The following is a 21,172-nucleotide window of genomic DNA, read 5'->3' as shown; positions in this document are numbered from 1 at the left end:
CCATGAGCTATCACGCCCCCGTCAAGGACATGCTGTTCGTGCTGAAGGAGTTGGCCGGCATCGACGCCGTTGCGCAGTTGCCGGGCTTCGAGGATGCCGGTTACGACACGGCGCAGGCCGTGCTCGACGAATCCGCGAAATTCTGCGGCGAGGTGCTGGCGCCGCTGAACGTCGAAGGCGACCGCAACCCGAGCAGCTGGAAGGACGGCGTCGTGACCGCGACGCCCGGCTTCGGCGACGCGTTCCGCCAGTTCGTCGAAGGCGGCTGGCAGGGGCTGCAGCATCCGGTCGAGTACGATGGCCAGGGGCTGCCGAAGCTGATCGCGACGCCGTGCATCGAGATGCTCAACGCATCGAACCTGTCGTTCGCGCTGTGCCCGTTGCTGACCGACGGCGCGATCGAGGCGCTGCTGACGGCCGGCACCGATGAGCAGAAGCAGCGCTACGTGCCGAAGCTGATCTCGGGCGAGTGGACCGGCACGATGAACCTGACCGAGCCGCAGGCGGGCTCGGATCTCGCGCTGGTGCGCTCGCGCGCCGAGCCGCAGGGCGACGGCACGTACAAGGTGTTCGGCACGAAGATCTTCATCACGTGGGGCGAGCACGACATGGCGGACAACATCGTCCACCTGGTGCTGGCGCGCACGCCGAACGCGCCGGAAGGCGTGAAGGGCATCTCGCTGTTCATCGTGCCGAAGTTCCTCGTCAACGACGACGGCTCGCTGGGCGCGCGCAACGACGTGCACTGCGTGTCGATCGAGCACAAGCTCGGGATCAAGGCGAGCCCGACCGCGGTGCTGCAGTACGGCGACCACGGCGGCGCGATCGGCTACCTGGTCGGCGAAGAGAATCGCGGCCTCGAATACATGTTCATCATGATGAACGCGGCGCGTTTCGGCGTCGGGATGCAGGGGATCGGCGTGGCCGACCGTGCATACCAGAAGGCCGCGGCATTCGCGAAGGAGCGCGTGCAGAGCCGCCCGGTGGACGGGTCGGCGAAGCAGTCGGTGACGATCATCCATCACCCGGACGTGCGCCGCATGCTCGGCACGATGCGCGCGCTGACCGAAGGCGCGCGGGCGCTGGCGTACGTGGCGGCCGCGCACAGCGACATTGCCCACCGCCATTCGGACGAGGCGACGCGCGTGCGTCATCAGGCAATCTACGAGTATCTGGTGCCGGTGGTGAAGGGCTGGAGCACGGAGATGGTGAACGACGTGGCGAGCCTGGGCGTGCAGGTGCACGGCGGGATGGGCTTCATCGAGGAGACGGGCGCGGCGCAGTATTACCGCGATGCACGTATCCTGGCGATCTACGAAGGCACGACGGCGATCCAGGCGAACGACCTGGTGGGGCGCAAGACGATGCGCGACGGCGGCGCGGTGGCGAAGGCGCTGATCGCGGAGATCGGCGAGACGGTGGCGGCGCTGGGCAAGCTGGACGGCGCGGCGGCGGCCTCGGTGAAGGCGCAGCTGGAGAAGGGTGCGAAGGCGCTGTCGTCGGTGGTGGATTACGTGGTGGCGAACGTGAAGCAGGACCCGAACGCGGTGTTCGCGGGCAGCGTGCCGTACCTGAAGCTGGCGGGGGTGGTGCTGTGCGGGTGGCAGATGGGGCGCGCGCTGGTGGCGGCGCAGGCGCAGCGGGCGAGCGACCCGGCGTTCTTCGACGCGAAGATCGCGCTCGCGCAATGCTATGCGGAGCACGTGCTGGTGCAGGCCGGCGCGCTCGAAGCGTCGATCGTCGGCACGAAGGGCAACGAGGGCGTGCTCGCATTGACGGAAGACCAGTTCTGACCGGCTGACGGTTCGATGAAGTGACAAAGGCGCCCTCGGGCGCCTTTCTTTTGATGCCGGCCGGCCCGCATCGCTGCGGGCGGCGTCGGCTTATGCGTATGCGGGGCGCGTCTGGCCGGCCACGTCCTTCAGGTANGCGTCATCAGGCAATCTACGAGTATCTGGTGCCGGTGGTGAAGGGCTGGAGCACGGAGATGGTGAACGACGTGGCGAGCCTGGGCGTGCAGGTGCACGGCGGGATGGGCTTCATCGAGGAGACGGGCGCGGCGCAGTATTACCGCGATGCACGTATCCTGGCGATCTACGAAGGCACGACGGCGATCCAGGCGAACGATCTGGTGGGGCGCAAGACGATGCGCGACGGCGGCGCGGTGGCGAAGGCGCTGATCGCGGAGATCGGCGAGACGGTGGCGGCGCTGGGCAAGCTGGACGGCGCGGCGGCGGCCTCGGTGAAGGCGCAGCTGGAGAAGGGTGCGAAGGCGCTGTCGTCGGTGGTGGATTACGTGGTGGCGAACGTGAAGCAGGACCCGAACGCGGTGTTCGCGGGCAGCGTGCCGTACCTGAAGCTGGCGGGGGTGGTGCTGTGCGGGTGGCAGATGGGGCGCGCGCTGGTGGCGGCGCAGGCGCAGCGGGCGAGCGACCCGGCGTTCTTCGACGCGAAGATCGCGCTCGCGCAATGCTATGCGGAGCACGTGCTGGTGCAGGCCGGCGCGCTCGAAGCGTCGATCGTCGGCACGAAGGGCAACGAGGGCGTGCTCGCATTGACGGAAGACCAGTTCTGACCGGCTGACGGTTCGATGAAGTGACAAAGGCGCCCTCGGGCGCCTTTCTTTTGATGCCGGCCGGCCCGCATCGCTGCGGGCGGCGTCGGCTTATGCGTATGCGGGGCGCGTCTGGCCGGCCACGTCCTTCAGGTAGCGATGCACCGACAGGTCGTCGGCCTGGATCGCGGGCATCTTGCCCGAGATCAGGTCGGCGAGCAGTTGACCCGAGCCGCACGACATCGTCCAGCCGAGCGTGCCGTGGCCGGTGTTCAGGAACAGGTTCGACACCGGCGTGCGGCCGACGATCGGCGTGCCGTCCGGCGTCATCGGGCGCAGGCCCGTCCAGAACGTGGCCTTCGACGTGTCGCCGCCGCCCGGGAACAGGTCGTTCACGCACATTTCGAGCGTTTCGCGGCGCGCGGCGCGCAGCTTCTTGTCGAAGCCGACGATTTCCGCCATGCCGCCGACGCGGATCCGCTGATCGAAACGCGTGATCGCGATCTTGTAGGTTTCGTCGAGTACCGTCGACACGGGCGCCGCCGCTTCGTTGACGATCGGCGCGGTAATCGAATAGCCCTTCAGTGGATAGACGGGGATCTTCATCAGGTTCGACACGAAGCGGGTCGAGTACGAGCCGAGCGCGACGACGTACGCGTCCGCGCGTACCGTCTCGCTGCCGCACTGCACGCCGGCGATCTTGCCGCCGGCGATCGCGAGCGCGTCGATCGGCGTGTTGTAGCGGAACTTCACGCCGAGCGATTCGGCGAGTGCGGCGAGGCGCGTCGTGAACAGCTGGCAGTCGCCCGTTTCGTCGCCCGGCAGGCGCAGGCCGCCCGTCAGCTTGTGCGAGACGGCGGCGAGCGCCGGTTCGGCTTTCTTCAGGTCGGCCGGCGACAGCAGTTCGAACGGCACGTTCGCTGCCTGCAGCACGGCGATGTCCTTCGCCGCGCCGTCGAGCTGCTGCTGCGTACGGAACAATTGCAGCGTACCGCCCGTGCGGCCTTCGTACTGGATGCCGGTGTCGGCGCGCAGCGCCTGCAGGCAGTCGCGGCTGTATTCGGCGAGGCGGACCATGCGGCCCTTGTTGACCGCATAGCGCTCGGCCGTGCAGTTGCGCAGCATCTGATACATCCACTGGAGCTGGAAGCGCGTGCCGTCGAGGCGGATCGCGAGCGGCGCGTGCTTTTCGAACATCCACTTCACGGCCTTCAGCGGCACGCCGGGCGCGGCCCACGGCGCGGCATAGCCGGGGGAGATCTGGCCCGCGTTCGCGAAGCTCGTCTCGAGCGCCGGGCCGGCTTCCCGGTCGATCACCGTGACTTCATGACCGGCGCGCGCGAGGTAATACGCGCTTGCCACGCCCACCACACCGCTGCCCAGAACGACGACTCGCATAGCTGCTCCAGATGGAAGGGACCAGGTCGAGGCCGGGCGCACCTGCGGCTCCGTGTAACCTCTAGCTGATCTAGTTTTTTGCGCTATGGTATTGTCGAATGTGCAGGTTTTGTTATCGTATTTTTCAGGTTTTCAGAAGAAAGAAATGAGAACGCAACGTCAGCCAGTACGCTCGCTCGACAAGCTCGACCGGCGCATCCTGAAACTGCTTCAGGACGACGGCCGGATGGCGATGAAAGACCTCGCGGAACAGGTTGGACTGACCGTCACGCCGTGTATCGAGCGTGTGCGGCGCATGGAGCGCGATGGCGTGATCACCGGCTATCACGCGCGGGTCGACCCGCACCAGCTGGATGCCGCGCTGCTGGTGTTCGTCGAGATCACGCTCGGCCACAAGGGCGGCAACATGTTCGAGCAGTTTCGCCGGGAAGTGATGAAGATCGACGAGGTGCTCGAATGCCATCTCGTGTCCGGCGATTTCGACTATCTGATCAAGGCGCGGATCGGCGAGATGGCCGACTACCGGAAGCTGCTCGGCGATATCCTGCTGCAGTTGCCCGGCGCCGTGCAGTCGAAGAGCTACGTGGTGATGGAAGAAATCAAGGAGACGCTGACGATCGCGGTGGGTGACTGACGCGTCTGCGGCGGGCCGTCGGGCCCTTTATCCCGCCCTTGGCATGCTGCACCCAATACTGTATAAATATACAGTATTGGGTGCAGGCGAATGGGTGGGCACATGGACGATCGATCCGACAACGAATTTCCGATAGCGCCGCCCGTGCCCCGCAAGGGGCGCGGTGCGGTCGACAACCTGCAGGGGCGGTACGAAATCGCGCAGCGCGAAGCGGTCGACGACGGCTGGGCGCACGAGTCGGACGATACCGATTTCGCCGCGCCGCTGCGCACGCAGGTGTTCGAAGAGCGGGCGAAGAGCATTCTGACGCACAACCAGTCGCCCGACATCCCGTTCAGCGTATCGCTCAATCCGTATCGCGGCTGCGAGCACGGGTGCATCTACTGCTTCGCGCGGCCGACGCACAGTTATCTCGGCCTGTCGCCGGGGCTCGATTTCGAAAGCCGTATCTATGCGAAGGTCAATGCGGCCGAACTGCTCGAGCGCGAGATTTCGCGCAAGCGCTACGTGCCGGAGCCGATTGCGCTCGGCGTCAACACCGATGCCTACCAGCCGGTCGAACGCGACCTGCGCATCACGCGCGGCGTGATCCAGGTGATGCACGATCGCGGGTTGCCGTTCGCCGCGATCACGAAGTCGTCGCTGATCGAGCGCGATCTCGATCTGCTCGCGCCGATGGCCGAGCGGGGGCAGGTGATGGCGGCGGTCACGATCACGACGCTCGATGCCGATCTCGCGCGCACGCTCGAGCCGCGCGCGGCGACGCCCGCGCGACGCTTGCGCACGATTCGAGCGTTGCGCGACGCGGGCGTACCGGTCGGCGTGAGCATCGCGCCGATGATTCCGTTCGTCACCGAGCCCGACATGGAGCGCGTGCTCGAGGCGTGCGCGGAAGCCGGTGCGACGTACGCGAGCTACATCATCCTGCGGCTTCCCTGGGAAGTCGCGCCGCTGTTCAAGAACTGGCTTGCCGCGCATTTTCCCGACCGTGCGGAGCGCGTGATGAACCGCGTGCGCGACATGCGCGGCGGGAAAGACTACGACTCGGATTTCTCGAAGCGGATGAAGGGGGAGGGGATCTGGGCCGACCTGCTGCGGCAGCGCTTCCGTCAGGCCGTCAAGCGGCTCGGGCTGAACGAGCGCACGAACGGCATTCTCGATCTGTCGCAGTTTCGCGGCGCGCCGGCCGCGGTGCCGGCGCCGCGTGCTGCCGGTCGTGCCGCCGGCTCGCGGTCGACGCAGTCGCGCGACGACCTGCAACTGAACCTGTTCTGACCGGCGCGCGACGCAGGTCGGAATTGCCGGCGCGTTGGGGTCGTTGCGCTTACTGCGAAATCTGCTTGGCCGCTTCGACCTGGGACTCGAAATACGTCTGGAACGACAGCGCGAGTGCGGTCATCAGCAGGAACGCGCCGATCAGCAGCGAGAAAATCACGACGAAGATCACGGTCCAGCCCGACTGGCTGTGCTTGCCCGTCTCCGCGTTGAATTGTGCGTCCCATTTTTCGTCGGGGCGCAGCCCGTAGACGAGCGCGGCGAGGAACGCCGCCAGCAGCGAGATCGCGCCGGGTACCGCGAGCCACCAGCCGAGGCCTGCGCTGCGCTGCGTCGCGGCGAGCAGGAGGAAGCCCGGGATGCCGACGAGCGTCGCGAGCAGGTGCGCCCAGCCGTACACGTCGCGAAAGCCGTACAGATAGAAGCGGTGCGCGCCGAGCGATCCGAGCAGGAACGCGAGGGCGGCGGTGAGCGTCTTGGAGCGAAAGCGGCGGGACGGGGCGGTGCTGCTGGACATGGATGGCGGCGTATTGTCGTTGGCATGGGCGGCCGGCGGGCCGGCGCGGGCGCGCGGCCCGGCACGCATTCTACGATGCCCGATCGGGGCAGGTCACCCTCGGGCTGCGTCAAGGTGCCGCATAGGTCACGCGGTAGATGGCGCCCGCGTAGTCGTCGCTCACGAGCAGCGAGCCGTCCGGCAGCGGCAGTACGTCGGCCGGGCGTCCCCATGCCGTGCCGTCGGGCCGCAGCCAGCCCGTGACGAACGGAGTCTGGTGCGCATGGCTGCCGTCCGCCGAGACGACGACGCGCATCACGCGGTAGCCCACTTTCTTGCTGCGGTTCCACGAGCCGTGTTCGGCGATGAACACGTTATTGCGATACGACGCCGGAAACATCGGGCCCGTATAGAAGCGCATGCCGAGTGCCGCGACGTGCGCGCCGAGTTTCAGCACGGGTGGCACGTAGCGGGGGCACACGTCGGCGCTGCCGAATTCGGGGTCGGGTGTGTCGCCGCCATGGCAGTACGGGAAGCCGAAGTCGAGGCCGGCGCGCGGCGCGCGGTTCAGTTTGTCGTCGGGCACGTCGTCGCCCATCATGTCGCGCCCGTTGTCGGTAAACCACAGCTCGCCCGAATCGGGGTGCCACGCGAAGCCGACCGTATTGCGTACGCCGCGCGCGACGATCTCTCTTCCGCTGCCGTCCGGCTTCATGCGTGCGATGACCGCGAAGCGGCTGCGATCGGCGAGACAGACGTTGCACGGCGCGCCGGTCGGCACGTACAGCTTGCCGTCGGGGCCGAACGCGATGAATTTCCAGCCGTGATGGTGTTCGGTCGGCAGCGAGTCGGTGACGACGGCGGGGGCCGGTGGGGTGGCGAGCCGGTCGTCGATGTGATCGACGCGCAGGATGCGCGATACCGCGGATATATAGAGTGCGCCGTCACGATAGGCGACGCCGACGGGCATGTCGAGCCCGGACGCGATCACGTAGTGCGCGGTGATCCGGCCCTCTTGCATCGCGAACGCATGCACGCGGCCTTCCCGGGTGCCGACATACAGGATGCCGCGCGGCGACCACGCCATTTCGCGGGCGGTCGGTACCGTGTCGGTCAGCACTTCGACGTGAAAGCCCGGCGGCACGACGAGTTCGCCCACGGGCAACGGCGCGGCAAGCGCCGGTGCACACGTGAGGCAGGCAAGCCCGGCGAACAGCGCCGCAAAACGGTGCTGCCCGCCGCGCATCGAAGCGGCGCGAAGGGGTGGCATGACGGTGTGGAACGTCCCGGACACGACGATTGTAGGCCCGGCGGACAGGCCGTCCGCGGAATTTTTCCGCGTAAGTGTTTGTTGTACCTCTGGTTTCCGGCTATAATCGCGTGTTTCAGTAGTTTCGAACCCGGTTTTCCCGAAGGACATCATATGGTTATCATCCGTCTGGCTCGTGGCGGCTCGAAGAAGCGCCCGTTCTACAACATCGTTGCTACCGATTCGCGCAACCGTCGTGACGGCCGCTTCATCGAGCGCGTCGGCTTCTACAACCCGGTCGCCACGAAGGGCGAATCGCTGCGTATCGCTCAGGATCGCCTGACGTACTGGCAAGGCGTTGGCGCGCAACTGTCGCCGACCGTCCAGCGTCTCGTGAAGGAAGCGCAAAAGGCGCAACCGGCTGCCTAACATGGCACGGTGTGCCGGTCGTGCCGGCTGTGAGGTGCATTGATGGCGGGTCACGATTCCGGTAATGCAAGGCGCGGGCGTGCGTCGTTTGGCGCATTCGTCCGCAAGCCGGTCGAGCGCGACGCTGTCGCGAACGCCGGTCAGGCTGCCGAGCAGGGCAGTCTCGAAGTGGCGCAGGCGTGGCCCGACGATGCCGTCGAGGTCGGGGCGGTAGTCGACGCCTATGGCCTGAAGGGCTGGGTCAAGGTGGCGACGCATGCCGACGCCGGCCGCGGTGGCGATGCGCTGCTCAATGCGCGCCGCTGGTGGCTGGAACGCGGTGCGGAGCGGCTTTCCGTCCGCATCATGCAGTCGAAGACGCACAGCGACACCGTCGTTGCGCAACCCGCGGGCGTCAGCGACCGCGATGCCGCGCTCGCCATGCGCGGCTTTCGCGTGTTCGTGCGCCGGGAAGATTTCCCGGCATTGGCCGCGGACGAATTCTATTGGGTCGACCTGATCGGTCTCGACGTCGTCAACGAGCAGTCGGTGGCGCTCGGGAAGGTGAGCGGGATGATCGACAACGGCGTGCATTCGATCATGCGCGTCGAGTATCCGGCGACCGGCAAAGACGGTCAGCCGACCACCGACGAGCGGTTGATTCCGTTCGTCGGCGTCTACGTCAAAACGGTGGATCAGGCGGCGCGTCGTATCGTCGTCGACTGGGAAGCCGATTACTGAAATGAACCAGGTTATCGAGCGCGCGGTGCAGTTCGACGTCGTCACGCTCTTTCCCGAGATGTTCCGTGCACTGACCGACTGGGGGATCACCAGCCGGGCCGTCAAGCAAGGGCGCTTCGGGTTGCGCACTTGGAACCCGCGTGATTTCACGACGGACAACTACCGCACGGTCGACGATCGTCCGTACGGCGGCGGTCCGGGCATGGTGATGCTGGCCAGGCCGCTCGAAGCCGCGATCGATGCCGCGAAAGCGGCACAGGCGGAGCAGGGTATTGCGGGCACGCGCGTCGTGATGATGTCGCCGCAGGGCGCGCCGCTCACGCACGAGCGTGCGGTGCGGATGGCGCAGGAACCCGGCGTCGTCGTGCTGTGCGGCCGCTACGAAGCGATCGACCAGCGCCTGCTCGATCGTTGCGTCGACGAGGAAATCAGCCTCGGCGATTTCGTGCTGTCAGGCGGCGAATTGCCGGCGATGGCGATGATGGATGCCGTCGTGCGGTTGCTGCCCGGTGTGCTGAACGATTCGTTGTCGGCCGTGCAGGACAGCTTCGCCGACGGCCTGCTCGATTGCCCGCACTACACGCGTCCCGAGGAATACGACGGCGTGCGTGTGCCGGACGTGCTGCTCGGCGGGCATCATGCCGAGATCGAGCGGTGGCGGCGCCAGGAAGCATTGAGGAATACGTTGCGGAAGCGGCCGGACCTGATCGTCCGGGCGCGCCGCGAGAAGTTGTTGAGCCGGGCCGACGAGGCGTGGCTTGCGAACCTCGCACGCGAAGCGAAGGACGCCTCCTGAGGCGGCTGCGCGAGCGGGAATTGGCGGCGCCGTCCATGCGTGTACGGCGCCTGATGTGAATCCATCCTCTATCGGGGCCAGGCCTGGAAGCAGGCGGGTGCTAACGCCGACACGATGGCATAAGGAGTCAGTAATGAATCTGATCGCAAAACTTGAGCAGGAAGAAATCGAGCGCGCGCTCGCCGGCAAGACGATCCCCGATTTCGCCCCGGGCGACACGGTGATCGTGAACGTGAACGTGGTTGAAGGTAACCGCAAGCGCGTTCAGGCTTACGAAGGCGTCGTGATCGCGATTCGCAACCGTGGTCTGAACTCGAACTTCATCGTTCGCAAGATCTCGTCGGGCGAAGGCGTCGAGCGTACGTTCCAGACGTACTCGCCGCTGCTGGCAAGCATCGTCGTGAAGCGTCGCGGTGATGTGCGTCGTGCGAAGCTGTACTACCTGCGCGAGCGTTCGGGCAAGTCGGCTCGTATCAAGGAAAAGCTGGTGTCGAAGGATCGCGCCGCAGCAGCTTCCCAAGAGTAAGAGCTGTAAGGAAAAAGCACCCACCCGGGTGCTTTTTTCATTCTGGCGCGACAATATGCTCGATACGACACGAACCCGAGAGCCCCATTGAATCGCCGCCCCATCATCGATCCCGAGGTCCTGCCGGTCGAAGGCACCGGCGCCGGTCTGCCGGCCATCGATTCCAGCCTGATGACGCCGTCCGGCCTGCGCGATCGTTTCGCGCGCACGCTCGAATGGAGCGTCGAACCCGGCGAGGCCACGCTGCAGGACGGCATCGATCCGCGTAGCGCGGCCGTACTCGTGCCGCTCGTCGCCCGCGAGTCGGGCCTCACCGTGCTGCTCACCCAGCGCGCCGATCACCTGAACGACCACGCCGGGCAGATCAGCTTTCCCGGCGGCCGCCGCGAACCGTTCGATCGCGGTGCAACCGCCACCGCGTTGCGCGAGGCGAAGGAAGAGATCGGGCTGGCCGCGGAACGCGTCGAGATCCTCGGCGCGCTGCCCGACTACCTGACCGGCACGGGCTTCTGCGTGACGCCGGTGGTCGGCCTCGTGCATCCGCCGTTCACCGTGCAGGCCGACACGTTCGAAGTCGCCGAGATTTTCGAGGTGCCGCTTGCGTTCCTGATGAATCCCGCGAACCATCAGGTCCGCGTGTTCCGCTGGGAAGGCGGCGAGCGTCGTTTTTTTGCGATGCCTTATCCGAATGGCGAACCCGGCGGGCAATACTTCATCTGGGGCGCAACTGCCGCCATGTTGCGCAATCTGTACCGCTTCTTGGTCGCAGGCTAGGCACGCACGGCGTCAGGCGCGCGCGGCCGATAGTCGGGCGACCGCGCCGGCAGCCATCCGGCGCTTACGCTGTGCTATCGTTATGCAAAAAATGACATAACTCCGAAGACGGCGCCACGCATGACTTTCTTTTCGGTTCTCCTCGCTCTCATCATCGAACAGGTCCGCGCGTTGTCGCCGAACAATCCGGTGTTCGCGCTGTTCCAGTTTCATGCGGAAACCGTCGCGCATGGTCTCGACGCAGGCAAGCAGAAGCACGGCATCCTCGCATGGCTCGCGGTCGTGCTGCCGTGGGTGCTGATCGTCGCGCTGATCTATTTCCTGCTGTACAAGGTGAGCTTCGTGCTTGCCTTCATCTGGAACGTCGTCGTCGTGTATTTCACGCTCGGCTTCCGCCAGTTCAGCCACTACTTCACCGACATCCATCTCGCGCTCAACAACGACGACGTGCCGCGTGCGCGCGAAATCCTGCAGGAGTGGACGGGCATCGACACGGTCGACATGCCGGTCGGCGAAATCGTCCGCCATACGCTGATTCACGCCGTCGTCGCATCGCACCGCCACGTATTCGGCGTGTTCTTCTGGTACGTGCTGCCGATCGGCCCGGCCGGCGCCGTGCTGTACCGGATTTCCGAATACCTCGCGCGCAGCTGGTCAACGCCGGGCGACGACCGCACGGCGGCCTTCTCGACGTTCGCGCAGCGCGCGTTCTTCGTGATCGACTGGATTCCCTCGCGGCTGACCGCGCTCGGCTTCGCGATCGTCGGCAATTTCGAGGATGCGATCTACGCATGGCGCAACCACACGCGCCAGTGGCCCGACCCGAACGACGGCGTGCTGCTGGCAGCGGGCAGCGGGGCGCTCGGCGCACGTCTGGCGGGGCCGCTCGCGGAACCGTCGAGCCTCGATGCGCTGGCAGTGGGCGACAGCGGCCCGTTGTCGGTCGGTGACGACTGCACGCCGCGCACGCTGCAATCCGCGGTCGGCCTCGTGTGGCGCGCGGTGATCCTGTGGATGATTCTGCTGCTGATGCTGACGCTTGCCGTCTGGGTGTCGTGACGGGGCAGCGCGGTACGCGATGAATGGCAGAAGGCCGGCTCGATGCCGGCCTTTTTGCTGATCGGTCAGTCGTCGCGCGGGTCGCGTACGCCGCCGCATTGCCAGCACGCGGTGAATTGCGCCTCGAGCACCTCGCCGCATTGCCGGCAGCGCCACGGCGCGGCGCCGGCCGACGGGCCGTGCGACGCGGCATCGAGCAGCCGGCGCGCGAGCGCATCGTCGCGTTCGTCGTCGAGCCACAGCTCCGGCGTGCAGGCATCGGCAGGCAGGCCGCCGAGCGCGCCCCTCGCGTAGCAGTTGTGCAGCTCGCAACCGATGCCGGCCACCTGAAGCACGTTGGCCCAATGCTGCGCCGTCGCGAGATCGGGTGCCTTGAAACGCATCGCGGCTCCTGTCGGTGAAAGCCGGCCTGCACGGCGCCGGCTGGCCGTCGCGCGCACCGCGCGATCAGCGGACGATCTGGCTTGCCTCGTGCACGAGCTGCGCGTACAGCGCATGCCGCGACGGCGCGATGCGGCCGTCGGCGACGGCTTCGAGAATCGCGCAGCCGGGCTCGTGCAGATGATGACAATTATAGAAACGGCAGTCGGCGAGCAGCGGCCGGAATTCCGGAAATGCGCGTTCGAGACGGCCTTCGGTCAGGTGGTAGAGGCCGAATTCCTGGAAGCCCGGCGAATCGATCAGCGCGCCGCCGCCTTCCAGCGGGTAGAGGCGCGTGAACGTCGTCGTGTGACGGCCGCTGTTGAGCGCGGCCGAAATCTCGCGCGTGGCGGCTTCGGCATCGGGAACGAGCAGGTTCACGAGCGTCGACTTGCCCATCCCGGACTGGCCGAGCAGGATCGTCGAATGCCTGGAGAGATGCGGCATCAGCTGCGCGCGTGCATCGTCGGGCGAGCCCTTCACCGACAGTTCCAGCACGTCGTAGCCGAGTGCGCGGTAGGGCGCGAGGCGCTCGCGCGCGACCGGCAGCGCGGCTTCGACATCGATCTTGTTCAGGACGACGAGAGGCTTCAGCTCGTTCGCCTCGGCGGCGATCAGCGCGCGGCCGAGCAGATCCTCGCTGAAGTAGGGCTCGGTCGCGAGCACGATCAGCAACTGGTCGAGGTTGGCCGCGAACAGCTTCGACTTGAACTGGTCGGAGCGGTACAGCAGGTTGCGTCGTTCGCCGATCTCGACGATCACACCCTGGTCGGCCGAGGCGAGTTCGTACACGACACGGTCGCCGACCGCGATATCGCTCTTCTTGCCGCGAGGGAAGCATTGCAGCATCGGGCCGCCGTCGTCGGGCGCGACGATGTAGTGGCGCCCGTGCGCCGCGATCACGCGGCCTTCGGCACGTTGCGCGCTCGACGCGCGCGGGGCCGGCTTGCGGGAGGTCGGTCGGCTCATGCGCGCTGCAGCAGGCGGTCGATCCGCTGCGACGCGGGCGGATGCGAATAGTAGAAGGCCGTGTAGACCGGGTCGGGCGTCAGCGTCGACGCGTTGTCCTCGTAGAGCTTCACGAGTGCGCTGACGAGATCGTGCGCGTCGGTCTGGCTGGCCGCGAAGGCGTCGGCCTCGAATTCATGCTTGCGCGACGTGAGGCTGCCGAACGGCGTCGCGAAGAACAGGAACACGGGAATCGCGAGGAAGAACAGCACGAGCGCGGCGCCCGCGTTGCTCGTGTCGAGCGACGGCGTGACGCCGAGCCCCGTGTAGAACCACGTGCGTTGCGCGAGCCAGCCGAGCAGCGCAAGCAGCACGAGGCTCAGCACGAACGACACGAGCATCCGCTTCATCACGTGGCGACGCTTGAAGTGGCCGAGTTCGTGCGCGAGCACGGCCTCGATTTCCTGGCCGGAAAGGCGCGCGAGCAGCGTGTCGAAGAACACGATCCGCTTCGACGCGCCGAAGCCCGTGAAGTATGCGTTGCCGTGCGCGGAGCGGCGGCTGCCGTCCATCACGAACAGCCCCTTCGCCGCGAAGCCGCAGCGCTTCATCAGCGACTCGATGCGCGCGCGCAGCGCGTCGTCCTTCAGCGGCTCGAACTTGTTGAAGATCGGCGCGATGAAGGTCGGGTAGATCAGCAGCACGAGCATCTGGAACGCGACCCAGACGATCCAGGTCCACAGCCACCACAGGCTGCCGGCCTGGTTCATCAGCCACAGCACGACGAACAGCAGCGGCAGGCCGAGCACGGCGCCGAGCAACGCGTTTTTCAGCATGTCGGTGAAGAACAGCCGCTTCGTCATCCGGTTGAAGCCGAAGCGCTGTTCGATCCCGAACTGGCGGTAATACTCGAACGGGACGTCGATGACGCTCGTGATCACGAGCACCGCCGCGACGAGCGCGACCTGCTGCCCGTAGCCGCGGCCGAGCCAGCCGGTGAGGAGGGTGTCGAGCGCGCCGACGCCGCCGAGCAGCGTGAGGCCGACCAGCACGGCCGCGCTGACGACGATCTCAAGCATCGTGAGCCGGGTGCGCTCGACCGTGTAGTCGGCCGCGCGCTGGTGAGCGGTGAGCGGGATGGTCGCGCTGAACTGCGCGGGGACGCCGTTGCGGTGCGCGGCGACGAAGCGGATCTGCCGCGACGCGAGCCACAGCTTGGTGACGACCATCGCGAGCACGGCGAGCGCGAACAGCAGGGTGAACGAAAAGGGTGACATCGAAGGCGCCAAATGGTTCTATGCGAGAATTATATGTTCTTGCGGACCGGGCCCGCTGATGCGATGCCGGCCGCCCGGGCGGCGCCGCGCGCCGTCCGCCATTTTCCAGGATGACTCATGACCGATACCGCCGCTTCCGCCAGCCAGCCCGCGCTCGTGCGCAACGAGTTGAACCTCGTCTGGCTCGACATGGAGATGACGGGCCTCGACCCGGATAACGACCGCATCATCGAGATCGCTGTCGTCGTGACCAATTCGACGCTCGACATCGCCGTCGAAGGCCCCGTGTTCGCGATCCACCAGAGCGACGAAACGCTCGCGAAGATGGACGACTGGAACAAGTCGACGCACGGCCGCTCGGGCCTGATCGAGCGCGTGCGCGCATCGACCGTGACCGAGGCGGACGCTGCCGCGCAACTTCAGGCGTTCCTCGCGCAGTACGTGTCGCCCGGCAAGTCGCCGATGTGCGGCAACTCGATCTGCCAGGATCGCCGCTTCATGGCGCGCTGGATGCCGGAATTCGAGCGGTTCTTCCACTACCGCAATCTCGACGTCAGCACGCTGAAGGAACTGTGCCGCCGCTGGCAGCCCGCGATCTACAAGGGCTTCCAGAAGCGGGCGATGCACACGGCGCTCGCGGACATCCACGAGTCGATCGACGAGCTGAAGTACTACCGCGAGCATTTCCTGATTCCGGCCGCATCGGCCGCATCGGCCGCATCGGCCGCATCGGCCGCATCGGCCGCATCGGCCACATCGGCCGCGGCCGGCGAGTCCGCGCCGGCCGCCTGAGCGGGCCGGCGCGCGCCCGGCGCCGGGTAGAGGCTCAGCGCCGCGCGCTTTTCGGCCGGAACGCCGCGACCACCGCGGCGTCGGTCTCGACGTACGGGCCGCCGATCAGGTCGATGCAGTAGGGCACCGCGGCGAAGATGCCGGGCACGGTCGACTTGCCGTCGGCGTCGCGCAGCCCTTCGAGCGTTTCCTGGATCGACTTCGGCTGGCCGGGCAGGTTGATGATCAGCGCCGCATGGTCGGCCGTCTCGCGGATCACCGCGACCTGCCGCGACAGGATCGCGGTCGGCACGAAATTCAGGCTGATCTGCCGCATCTGTTCGCCGAATCCCGGCATTTCCTTGGTCGCCACGGCCAGCGTGGCCTCGGGTGTCACGTCACGGCGCGCGGGGCCGGTGCCGCCCGTCGTCAGCACGAGGTCGCACCCCGCGACGTCGACGAGCTCGGCGAGCGTCGCGGAGATCGTCGGCGCATCGTCCTGGATCAGGCGCGTTTCGGCGCGCCATGGCGACGTCAGCGCGCCGGCGAGCCACGCCTGTAGCGCCGGAATGCCCTTGTCTTCGTAGACGCCCGTGCTCGCGCGGTCGCTGATCGACACGAGGCCGACGACGAGCTCGTCCGGGTGGTTACGCTTCGTCGTCATGGTCGTCTCCGGCGTCGTCCGCCGCTTCGTCATCCCCGTCGGGCGTGCCGGCCGCGGTCTTGATCCACTGGAACAGCTCGCGGAAATAGCGCGGCGGTTTTCCTTGCTGCGCTTCCTTGCGGGCGTTGCGGATCAGCGTGCGGCCTTCCTGGATGTCGGCTTCCGGGTGCTGGCGCAGGAATTCGGTCAGTGCGTCGTCGTTCGCGAGCAGCTGTTCGCGCGTGCGTTCGATCCAGTGCAGGCGGGCCGTCGCGGCCTTGTTCACGCCGCGCTGCGCGTCGAGCGCGGTGCGCAGCGCGGCCGTTTCGTCGTCGGTCAGCGAGCGCATCACGCGGCCGACGTACTGGAGCTGGCGGCGCTTGCCCTCGTGATCGGTGATCCGGCGCGCTTCGCGCACGGCGTCGGCGAGGGCTTCGGGCATCGGCATGCGCTTGAGCGCGTCTTTCGGCAGGTCGACGAGGGCCTGGCCGAGCTCCTGCAGCGCGTGCATCTCGCGCTTCAACTGGGATTTGCTGGGGCGATCGTAGCCATTGTCGTCGTCTTCGACGGCATGCTCGATCGGCTGGATTCGGGTTTTGCGTGTCATGGGCGGCATTGTATCGCGGCGCGGACACCCCAAGCTTGTCGGTATCCGGCCCCGGACCTTGCTATGATCGCGGGATACGCAACATTTTGACCATGCGGGCGCCCGCCCGCCACCGGATATCAAGACGATGGCAGCCAATCTCGACGTACAAGCGCGCTATTTCCCGCACACGCAGGACCAGCTCAAAGAAATCGCCTCGGACATCCTTCGCCATGCGAAGGCGCTCGGCGCGACGGACGCCGCGACCGAAATCTCCGAGGGCGACGGCCTGTCGGTGTCGGTGCGCCGCGGCGAAGTCGAAACGATCGAGCACAACCGCGACAAGATGGTCGGCGTGACCGTGTTCATCGGCAAGAAGCGCGGCAACGCGAGCACGTCGGATTTCTCGCCGGGTGCGATCAAGGATACCGTCGCCGCCGCGTACAACATCGCGCGCTTCACGGCCGAGGACGAAGCGGCCGGTCTGGCCGAAGCCGAGCTGCTCGAAACCGACCCGCGCGACCTCGATCTGTACCACCCGTGGGCGCTGTCGGCCGACGAGGCCGTCGAACTTGCCCGCCGCGCGGAAGACGCCGCATTCGCGGTCAGCCCGCAGATCCGCAATTCGGAGGGTGCGAGCGTGTCGGCCCAGCATTCGCAGTTCGTGCTGGCAACGTCGCGCGGTTTCCTGTCCGGCTACCCGTATTCGCGGCACTACATCGCCTGCGCGCCGATCGCGGGCAGCGGCCGCCACATGCAGCGCGACGACTGGTATTCGTCGAAGCGCAGCGCGATCGATCTCGCGGCGCCCGAGGCAGTGGGCCGTTACGCGGCCGAGCGCGCGCTCGCGCGCATGGGCGCACGCCGTCTCGACACCCGCAAGGTACCCGTGCTGTTCGAGGCGCCGCTCGCGGCCGGCCTGCTCGGCGCATTCGTGCAGGCGGTGAGCGGCGGCGCGCTGTACCGCAAGACGTCGTTCCTCGTCGACAGCCTCGGCAAGCCGGTGTTCGCACCGCACATCCAGGTCGTCGAGGATCCGCACGTGCCGCGCGCGATGGGCAGTGCGCCATTCGACGAGGAAGGCGTGCGCACGCGTGCGCGCAGCGTCGTGAAGGACGGCGTCGTCGAAGGCTACTTCCTGTCGACCTATTCGGCGCGCAAGCTCGGCACGCAGACCACCGGCAACGCAGGCGGCTCGCACAACCTCGCGCTGCGCAGCTCGAACACGCAGCCGGGCGACGATTTCGACGCGATGCTGAAGAAGCTCGGCACGGGCCTGCTGCTGACCGAGCTGATGGGGCAGGGCGTGAACTACGTGACGGGCGATTATTCGCGCGGCGCGGCGGGCTTCTGGGTCGAGAACGGCGTGATCCAGTATCCGGTCGAGGAAATCACCGTCGCGAGCACGCTGCAGGAAATGTTCCGCCATATCGTCGCGATCGGTGCCGATTCGATCGTGCGCGGCACGAAGGAAACGGGCTCGGTGCTGATCGAGCAGATGACGATCGCCGGGCAGTAAGCGGCACGCGGCATCGGCCGCGATCAAACGAAAACGCCCGATCGGCTCACGGCCGATCGGGCGTTTTTCGTGGTGCGTGACGTATCAGCCGCGCTTGCGCTCGTAGACGACGAACGCATAGCCGAACGTGTTCGGTGCGGCCGCTTCATGCGCATCGCGCGACACTTCGCGCCACTGCGCGGCGTCGGGCGCGGGGAACGACGCATCGCCGTCGAAGTCGGCATCGATCTCGGTGACGACCAGCTTGTCGGCGAGTGCGAGACCTTCCGCGTAGAGTTGCGCGCCGCCGATCAGGAACGCCTCCGGCACGCCGTCGCGCGCGGCGAGCGCCAGCGCGTCGGCGAGCGACGTGACCGTGTCGCAGCCGTCGAAGCGGCGCGTGGCATCGCGCGTGACGACGATATTGCGGCGGCCCGGCAGCGGCCGGCCGATTGATTCGTGGGTCTTGCGTCCCATCACGATCGGCGCGCCCATCGTCGTGCGCTTGAAGAAGGCGAGATCCTCGGGAAGTTTCCAGGGCAACTGGTTGTCGCGGCCGATGATGCCGTTGCGGGCACGCGCGACGATCAGGGTCAACGTCGTCATGAAGGTCGGGGAAGAGGAAAACCGGAATGGCGCCGATTCTACCGGAACCGCGCCGCGCGCCGGTTCCGGGCGCGCGCATCCGCCTTTCCGCAATGCGCGCCGCGACGCGTTGCCTGAAACGTCGCGGCGACGGAATGAATAAAAAGCGTGCCCGCCGGGGAACGGAGCACAAAACCGGTCCGTGTTGCGAGATCGACGCCGCCGGCGCTGATCGACGCTGCCCGGTTCGTTCAAATCAATACGTCATCCTGATCAAATGAATCGATGCGTGCGTCACTGATGCGTCCGGCCTTGCGCGGTGCCTTCCATCGCGTGCTGTACGTCGTCCGGCTGCGGTGCCGGGAGCGGCACCGGCAACTGCGGCGGCGGGATCTCGTCCCACAGCGTCACCGAAGTCCTGCCGCCCGGCGGCGATCGCGGCGCTGCCACGGTCACGATGCCGAACCCGTTGCCGTGCTGCATGCCCGGTGCGTTTGCCGCAAGCAGCATCGCGCGGTCCGCAGGCGTGCCTTCGTCTGCGCGTGCGGCCGTGGGCGGGCCGGCGGCCGCGACCGCGATGGCCAGCGGCACGAAAGAAAGTAAAAGATGTTTTCGCATGGTCGCTGTCTCCGACGTTTTCCTTATTCAGCGAAATGCATGCCATCGCGCCGTGACCATTGTCGAGCCTGCGATTCGTGCGCAAGCGTTGCGAATTGTGTCGTGAAACGGCTGAAAATGTTTCAGCCGTGAAACGAGGGGGCTCGGGAATACTGCGGATTCAACCGATACGCTTCAAGGATGAAAATCGGCGCATGCATTGACGACCGAACGTATCGCTGCGCAAGTGCTATGTGCAGACGATTGACATGCATCGACTTCCCGAGCATCCGGCCGCATCGCGTGCCGGACTGAAACCGGATTGTCGTATTCGGTGGCTATAGATAAGCTGTCTTGAACAAAAATAACTGGACGCGAGATAAGCGCCATCATGCGAGGCCTTGTCGTTGCCGAGCATCGGCATGGCGAATCGAGCCGCCTTCGGCTGACCCGATTCGAACCTTTCTGCACGTGACCTGCGTGCACGGCAATCGTTAGACGGTTGATGAACGGGGTGAGCATATGGGAGCCGATCAGCGGCACGTGATCTACTATTCGCGCGAACCGAACGACGCGTTGCGCGGCCATTTCGACGAATGCGGCTGGCGTGTCGATCTCGCGGAGACCGTGCGAGATGTGCGGCGCGTCGTGCAGCATGGTGTCGCGACCGCCGGACTGCTCGATTTTTCGCCGGGCTTCAAGCCCTCGGATCTGCGCGAACTCGAATCCTGTCTGAGCATTCAGCACATCGGCTGGATCGCGGCGACGCGTCGCGGCCAGTTGCAGGACGCCACGCTGCGCCATCTCATTCGCGACTACTGTTTCGACTACGTGACGATGCCGTACGAGACGTCGCGGATCGTCGAGACTGTCGGTCATGCGCACGGCATGGTCGCGCTCACCGAGACCGCTGCACCGCCTGTCGGCGCCGGACGCAGCGAAGGCGAGATGGTCGGCACCTGCGATGCGATGCTCGGCCTCTTCAGGACGATCCGTCGCGTCGCGGCAACCGACGCGCCGGTGTTCATCTCCGGCGAATCGGGCACCGGCAAGGAACTGACGGCGGTTGCGATTCACGAACGTTCGTCGCGCGCGCAGGCGCCGTTCATCGCGATCAATTGCGGCGCGATTCCGTCGACGCTGCTGCAGGCCGAGCTGTTCGGCTATGAGCGCGGCGCATTCACCGGCGCGAACCAGCGCAAGATCGGCCGCGTCGAAGCCGCCAACGGCGGCACGCTGTTTCTCGACGAGATCGGCGACTTGCCGCTCGAAAGCCAGGCCAGCCTGCTGCGCTTCCTGCAGGAAGGCAAGATCGAGCGGCTGGGTGCGCACGTGTCGGTGCCCGTCGACGTGCGCGTGATCTGCGCGACGCACGTGGACATGGAAGCGGCGCTGCGTGAAGGGCGGTTCCGCGAAGACCTGTTCCATCGCCTGTGCGTGCTGAGGATCGAGGAGCCGCCGCTGCGTGCGCGCGGCAAGGACATCGAGGTGCTCGCGCGTCACATGCTCGAACGTTTCAAGGGTGACGCGCATCGTCGGCTGCGCGGCTTTTCCCCCGACGCGGTCGCGTCACTGTACGGCTATTCGTGGCCGGGCAACGTGCGCGAGCTGATCAATCGCGTGCGCCGTGCGATCGTCATGTCGGAGGGCCGGATGATCACCGCGGCCGATCTCGAGCTGAACGAGTTCGCGACGCTCGCGCCCGTGTCGCTGCTGGAGGCGCGCGAGGCGGCCGAACGGCAGGCGATCGAGCAGGCGCTGTTGCGCCATCGCGGCCGTTTCGCGGATGCCGCGCGCGAGCTCGGCGTGTCGCGCGTCACGCTCTACCGGCTGATGTGCGCGCACGGCATGCGCGATCGCGGCGATACGCTGGCAGGGTTTTCGGCGCCGTTGCCGGAGCTTCCGCATCACGCTTGCTAAAATTGGCGGGTACGGCC

Annotated in this window: 23 protein-coding genes and 1 pseudogene; 14 read left to right on the top strand and 10 right to left on the bottom strand. The window is 66.6% G+C overall.

The annotated features are described in order from the left end of the window. Window positions 1–2 precede the first annotated feature (2 nt). Together HWX08_RS32460 and HWX08_RS32455 are read left to right on the top strand one after the other, a co-directional pair. A complete protein-coding gene (locus HWX08_RS32460) occupies window positions 3–1,793 on the top strand; it encodes an acyl-CoA dehydrogenase (protein WP_175869757.1) in 1,791 nt (596 codons plus the stop codon). A 137-nt stretch (window positions 1,794–1,930) separates the two neighbouring features. Next, window positions 1,931–2,575: pseudogene (locus tag HWX08_RS32455) on the top strand (acyl-CoA dehydrogenase C-terminal domain-containing protein); the annotation flags it as partial. A 90-nt stretch (window positions 2,576–2,665) separates the two neighbouring features. Here HWX08_RS32455 and HWX08_RS32450 read toward each other — a convergent pair. Next, on the bottom strand, window positions 2,666–3,952 hold the full coding sequence (locus tag HWX08_RS32450) for a D-amino acid dehydrogenase (protein WP_069256102.1): 1,287 nt from the start codon (window positions 3,950–3,952) through the stop codon (window positions 2,666–2,668). Between the two features lie 145 nt (window positions 3,953–4,097). Here HWX08_RS32450 and HWX08_RS32445 point away from each other — a divergent pair, with 145 nt between their 5' ends. Beyond that, window positions 4,098–4,586 carry an Lrp/AsnC ligand binding domain-containing protein gene (locus HWX08_RS32445; RefSeq protein WP_011351353.1) on the top strand — a complete coding sequence of 163 codons (489 nt, stop codon included), beginning with the start codon at window positions 4,098–4,100 and terminating at the stop codon, window positions 4,584–4,586. Window positions 4,587–4,676: 90 nt separating this feature from the next. Beyond that, entirely contained in the window at window positions 4,677–5,861 is a 1,185-nt protein-coding gene (locus HWX08_RS32440) for a PA0069 family radical SAM protein (protein WP_069256103.1), read from the top strand. A gap of 49 nt (window positions 5,862–5,910) precedes the next feature. On the opposite strand, the gene HWX08_RS32435 is transcribed toward HWX08_RS32440, so the two are convergent. After that, on the bottom strand, window positions 5,911–6,378 hold the full coding sequence (locus HWX08_RS32435; RefSeq protein WP_069257959.1) for an NINE protein: 468 nt from the start codon (window positions 6,376–6,378) through the stop codon (window positions 5,911–5,913). A 109-nt stretch (window positions 6,379–6,487) separates the two neighbouring features. Then, window positions 6,488–7,627: a PQQ-dependent sugar dehydrogenase gene (locus HWX08_RS32430; protein WP_174922947.1), complete on the bottom strand. Its 1,140-nt coding sequence runs from the start codon at window positions 7,625–7,627 to the stop codon at window positions 6,488–6,490. 153 nt (window positions 7,628–7,780) lie between these two features. Here HWX08_RS32430 and rpsP point away from each other — a divergent pair, with 153 nt between their 5' ends. The 6 genes from rpsP (at window position 7,781) to HWX08_RS32400 (ending at window position 11,910) form a co-directional block, all read left to right on the top strand. Beyond that, entirely contained in the window at window positions 7,781–8,035 is a 255-nt protein-coding gene (gene rpsP, locus HWX08_RS32425) for a 30S ribosomal protein S16 (protein WP_006476550.1), read from the top strand. A 42-nt stretch (window positions 8,036–8,077) separates the two neighbouring features. Beyond that, entirely contained in the window at window positions 8,078–8,755 is a 678-nt protein-coding gene (gene rimM, locus HWX08_RS32420; RefSeq protein ID WP_043181889.1) for a ribosome maturation factor RimM, read from the top strand. A 1-nt stretch (window position 8,756) separates the two neighbouring features. Continuing rightward, window positions 8,757–9,551 carry a tRNA (guanosine(37)-N1)-methyltransferase TrmD gene (trmD, locus tag HWX08_RS32415; RefSeq protein ID WP_069256105.1) on the top strand — a complete coding sequence of 265 codons (795 nt, stop codon included), beginning with the start codon at window positions 8,757–8,759 and terminating at the stop codon, window positions 9,549–9,551. Window positions 9,552–9,684: 133 nt separating this feature from the next. Continuing rightward, complete coding sequence (gene rplS, locus HWX08_RS32410) at window positions 9,685–10,077, top strand: 50S ribosomal protein L19 (protein WP_006486838.1); 393 nt, start codon at window positions 9,685–9,687, stop codon at window positions 10,075–10,077. Window positions 10,078–10,164: 87 nt separating this feature from the next. Next, on the top strand, window positions 10,165–10,851 hold the full coding sequence (locus HWX08_RS32405) for a CoA pyrophosphatase (protein ID WP_174922948.1): 687 nt from the start codon (window positions 10,165–10,167) through the stop codon (window positions 10,849–10,851). 120 nt (window positions 10,852–10,971) lie between these two features. After that, window positions 10,972–11,910: a CobD/CbiB family protein gene (locus HWX08_RS32400; protein ID WP_107312007.1), complete on the top strand. Its 939-nt coding sequence runs from the start codon at window positions 10,972–10,974 to the stop codon at window positions 11,908–11,910. A gap of 65 nt (window positions 11,911–11,975) precedes the next feature. On the opposite strand, the gene HWX08_RS32395 is transcribed toward HWX08_RS32400, so the two are convergent. The 3 genes from HWX08_RS32395 to HWX08_RS32385 all read right to left on the bottom strand — a co-directional run bounded on the left by HWX08_RS32395 (window position 11,976) and on the right by HWX08_RS32385 (window position 14,555). Next, a complete protein-coding gene (locus HWX08_RS32395) occupies window positions 11,976–12,293 on the bottom strand; it encodes a putative signal transducing protein (protein ID WP_069256108.1) in 318 nt (105 codons plus the stop codon). A 64-nt stretch (window positions 12,294–12,357) separates the two neighbouring features. Further along, window positions 12,358–13,299: a ribosome small subunit-dependent GTPase A gene (gene rsgA, locus HWX08_RS32390; protein WP_174922949.1), complete on the bottom strand. Its 942-nt coding sequence runs from the start codon at window positions 13,297–13,299 to the stop codon at window positions 12,358–12,360. Then, window positions 13,296–14,555: a M48 family metallopeptidase gene (locus HWX08_RS32385; protein ID WP_069256110.1), complete on the bottom strand. Its 1,260-nt coding sequence runs from the start codon at window positions 14,553–14,555 to the stop codon at window positions 13,296–13,298. The genes rsgA and HWX08_RS32385 overlap by 4 nt, the downstream gene beginning before the upstream one ends. A gap of 117 nt (window positions 14,556–14,672) precedes the next feature. Here HWX08_RS32385 and orn point away from each other — a divergent pair, with 117 nt between their 5' ends. Then, the gene (gene orn / locus HWX08_RS32380) at window positions 14,673–15,347 is read left to right on the top strand and encodes an oligoribonuclease (RefSeq protein ID WP_174922950.1); all 675 of its coding nucleotides are present in this window, start codon (window positions 14,673–14,675) and stop codon (window positions 15,345–15,347) included. 34 nt (window positions 15,348–15,381) lie between these two features. On the opposite strand, the gene mog is transcribed toward orn, so the two are convergent. Both mog and yjgA read right to left on the bottom strand, forming a co-directional pair. Next, the gene (mog, locus tag HWX08_RS32375; protein ID WP_069257960.1) at window positions 15,382–15,990 is read right to left on the bottom strand and encodes a molybdopterin adenylyltransferase; all 609 of its coding nucleotides are present in this window, start codon (window positions 15,988–15,990) and stop codon (window positions 15,382–15,384) included. Continuing rightward, window positions 15,974–16,576, bottom strand: coding sequence for a ribosome biogenesis factor YjgA (gene yjgA / locus HWX08_RS32370; RefSeq protein WP_272481920.1), 603 nt, complete (start codon window positions 16,574–16,576; stop codon window positions 15,974–15,976). The genes mog and yjgA overlap by 17 nt, the downstream gene beginning before the upstream one ends. 127 nt (window positions 16,577–16,703) lie before the next feature. Here yjgA and pmbA point away from each other — a divergent pair, with 127 nt between their 5' ends. Further along, complete coding sequence (gene pmbA / locus HWX08_RS32365) at window positions 16,704–18,074, top strand: metalloprotease PmbA (protein ID WP_069256113.1); 1,371 nt, start codon at window positions 16,704–16,706, stop codon at window positions 18,072–18,074. A gap of 84 nt (window positions 18,075–18,158) precedes the next feature. On the opposite strand, the gene HWX08_RS32360 is transcribed toward pmbA, so the two are convergent. Further along, window positions 18,159–18,659 (bottom strand): dihydrofolate reductase, encoded by a 501-nt coding sequence (locus HWX08_RS32360; protein ID WP_069256114.1) that lies wholly within the window; start codon window positions 18,657–18,659, stop codon window positions 18,159–18,161. A 26-nt stretch (window positions 18,660–18,685) separates the two neighbouring features. Between HWX08_RS32360 and HWX08_RS32355 the strand changes: the two genes are divergently transcribed. Next, window positions 18,686–18,919 carry a hypothetical protein gene (locus HWX08_RS32355; protein ID WP_159069069.1) on the top strand — a complete coding sequence of 78 codons (234 nt, stop codon included), beginning with the start codon at window positions 18,686–18,688 and terminating at the stop codon, window positions 18,917–18,919. Between the two features lie 13 nt (window positions 18,920–18,932). On the opposite strand, the gene HWX08_RS32350 is transcribed toward HWX08_RS32355, so the two are convergent. Continuing rightward, entirely contained in the window at window positions 18,933–19,256 is a 324-nt protein-coding gene (locus tag HWX08_RS32350) for a hypothetical protein (protein WP_174922951.1), read from the bottom strand. A 501-nt stretch (window positions 19,257–19,757) separates the two neighbouring features. Between HWX08_RS32350 and HWX08_RS32345 the strand changes: the two genes are divergently transcribed. Beyond that, window positions 19,758–21,155 carry a sigma-54 dependent transcriptional regulator gene (locus HWX08_RS32345; RefSeq protein ID WP_069256116.1) on the top strand — a complete coding sequence of 466 codons (1,398 nt, stop codon included), beginning with the start codon at window positions 19,758–19,760 and terminating at the stop codon, window positions 21,153–21,155. Window positions 21,156–21,172 lie beyond the last annotated feature (17 nt).

It is taken from the genome of Burkholderia metallica, assembly GCF_902832845.1.
Taxonomy (GTDB): Bacteria; Pseudomonadota; Gammaproteobacteria; order Burkholderiales; family Burkholderiaceae; genus Burkholderia; species Burkholderia metallica.
This window is presented reverse-complemented; position numbering and strand designations above follow the sequence as displayed.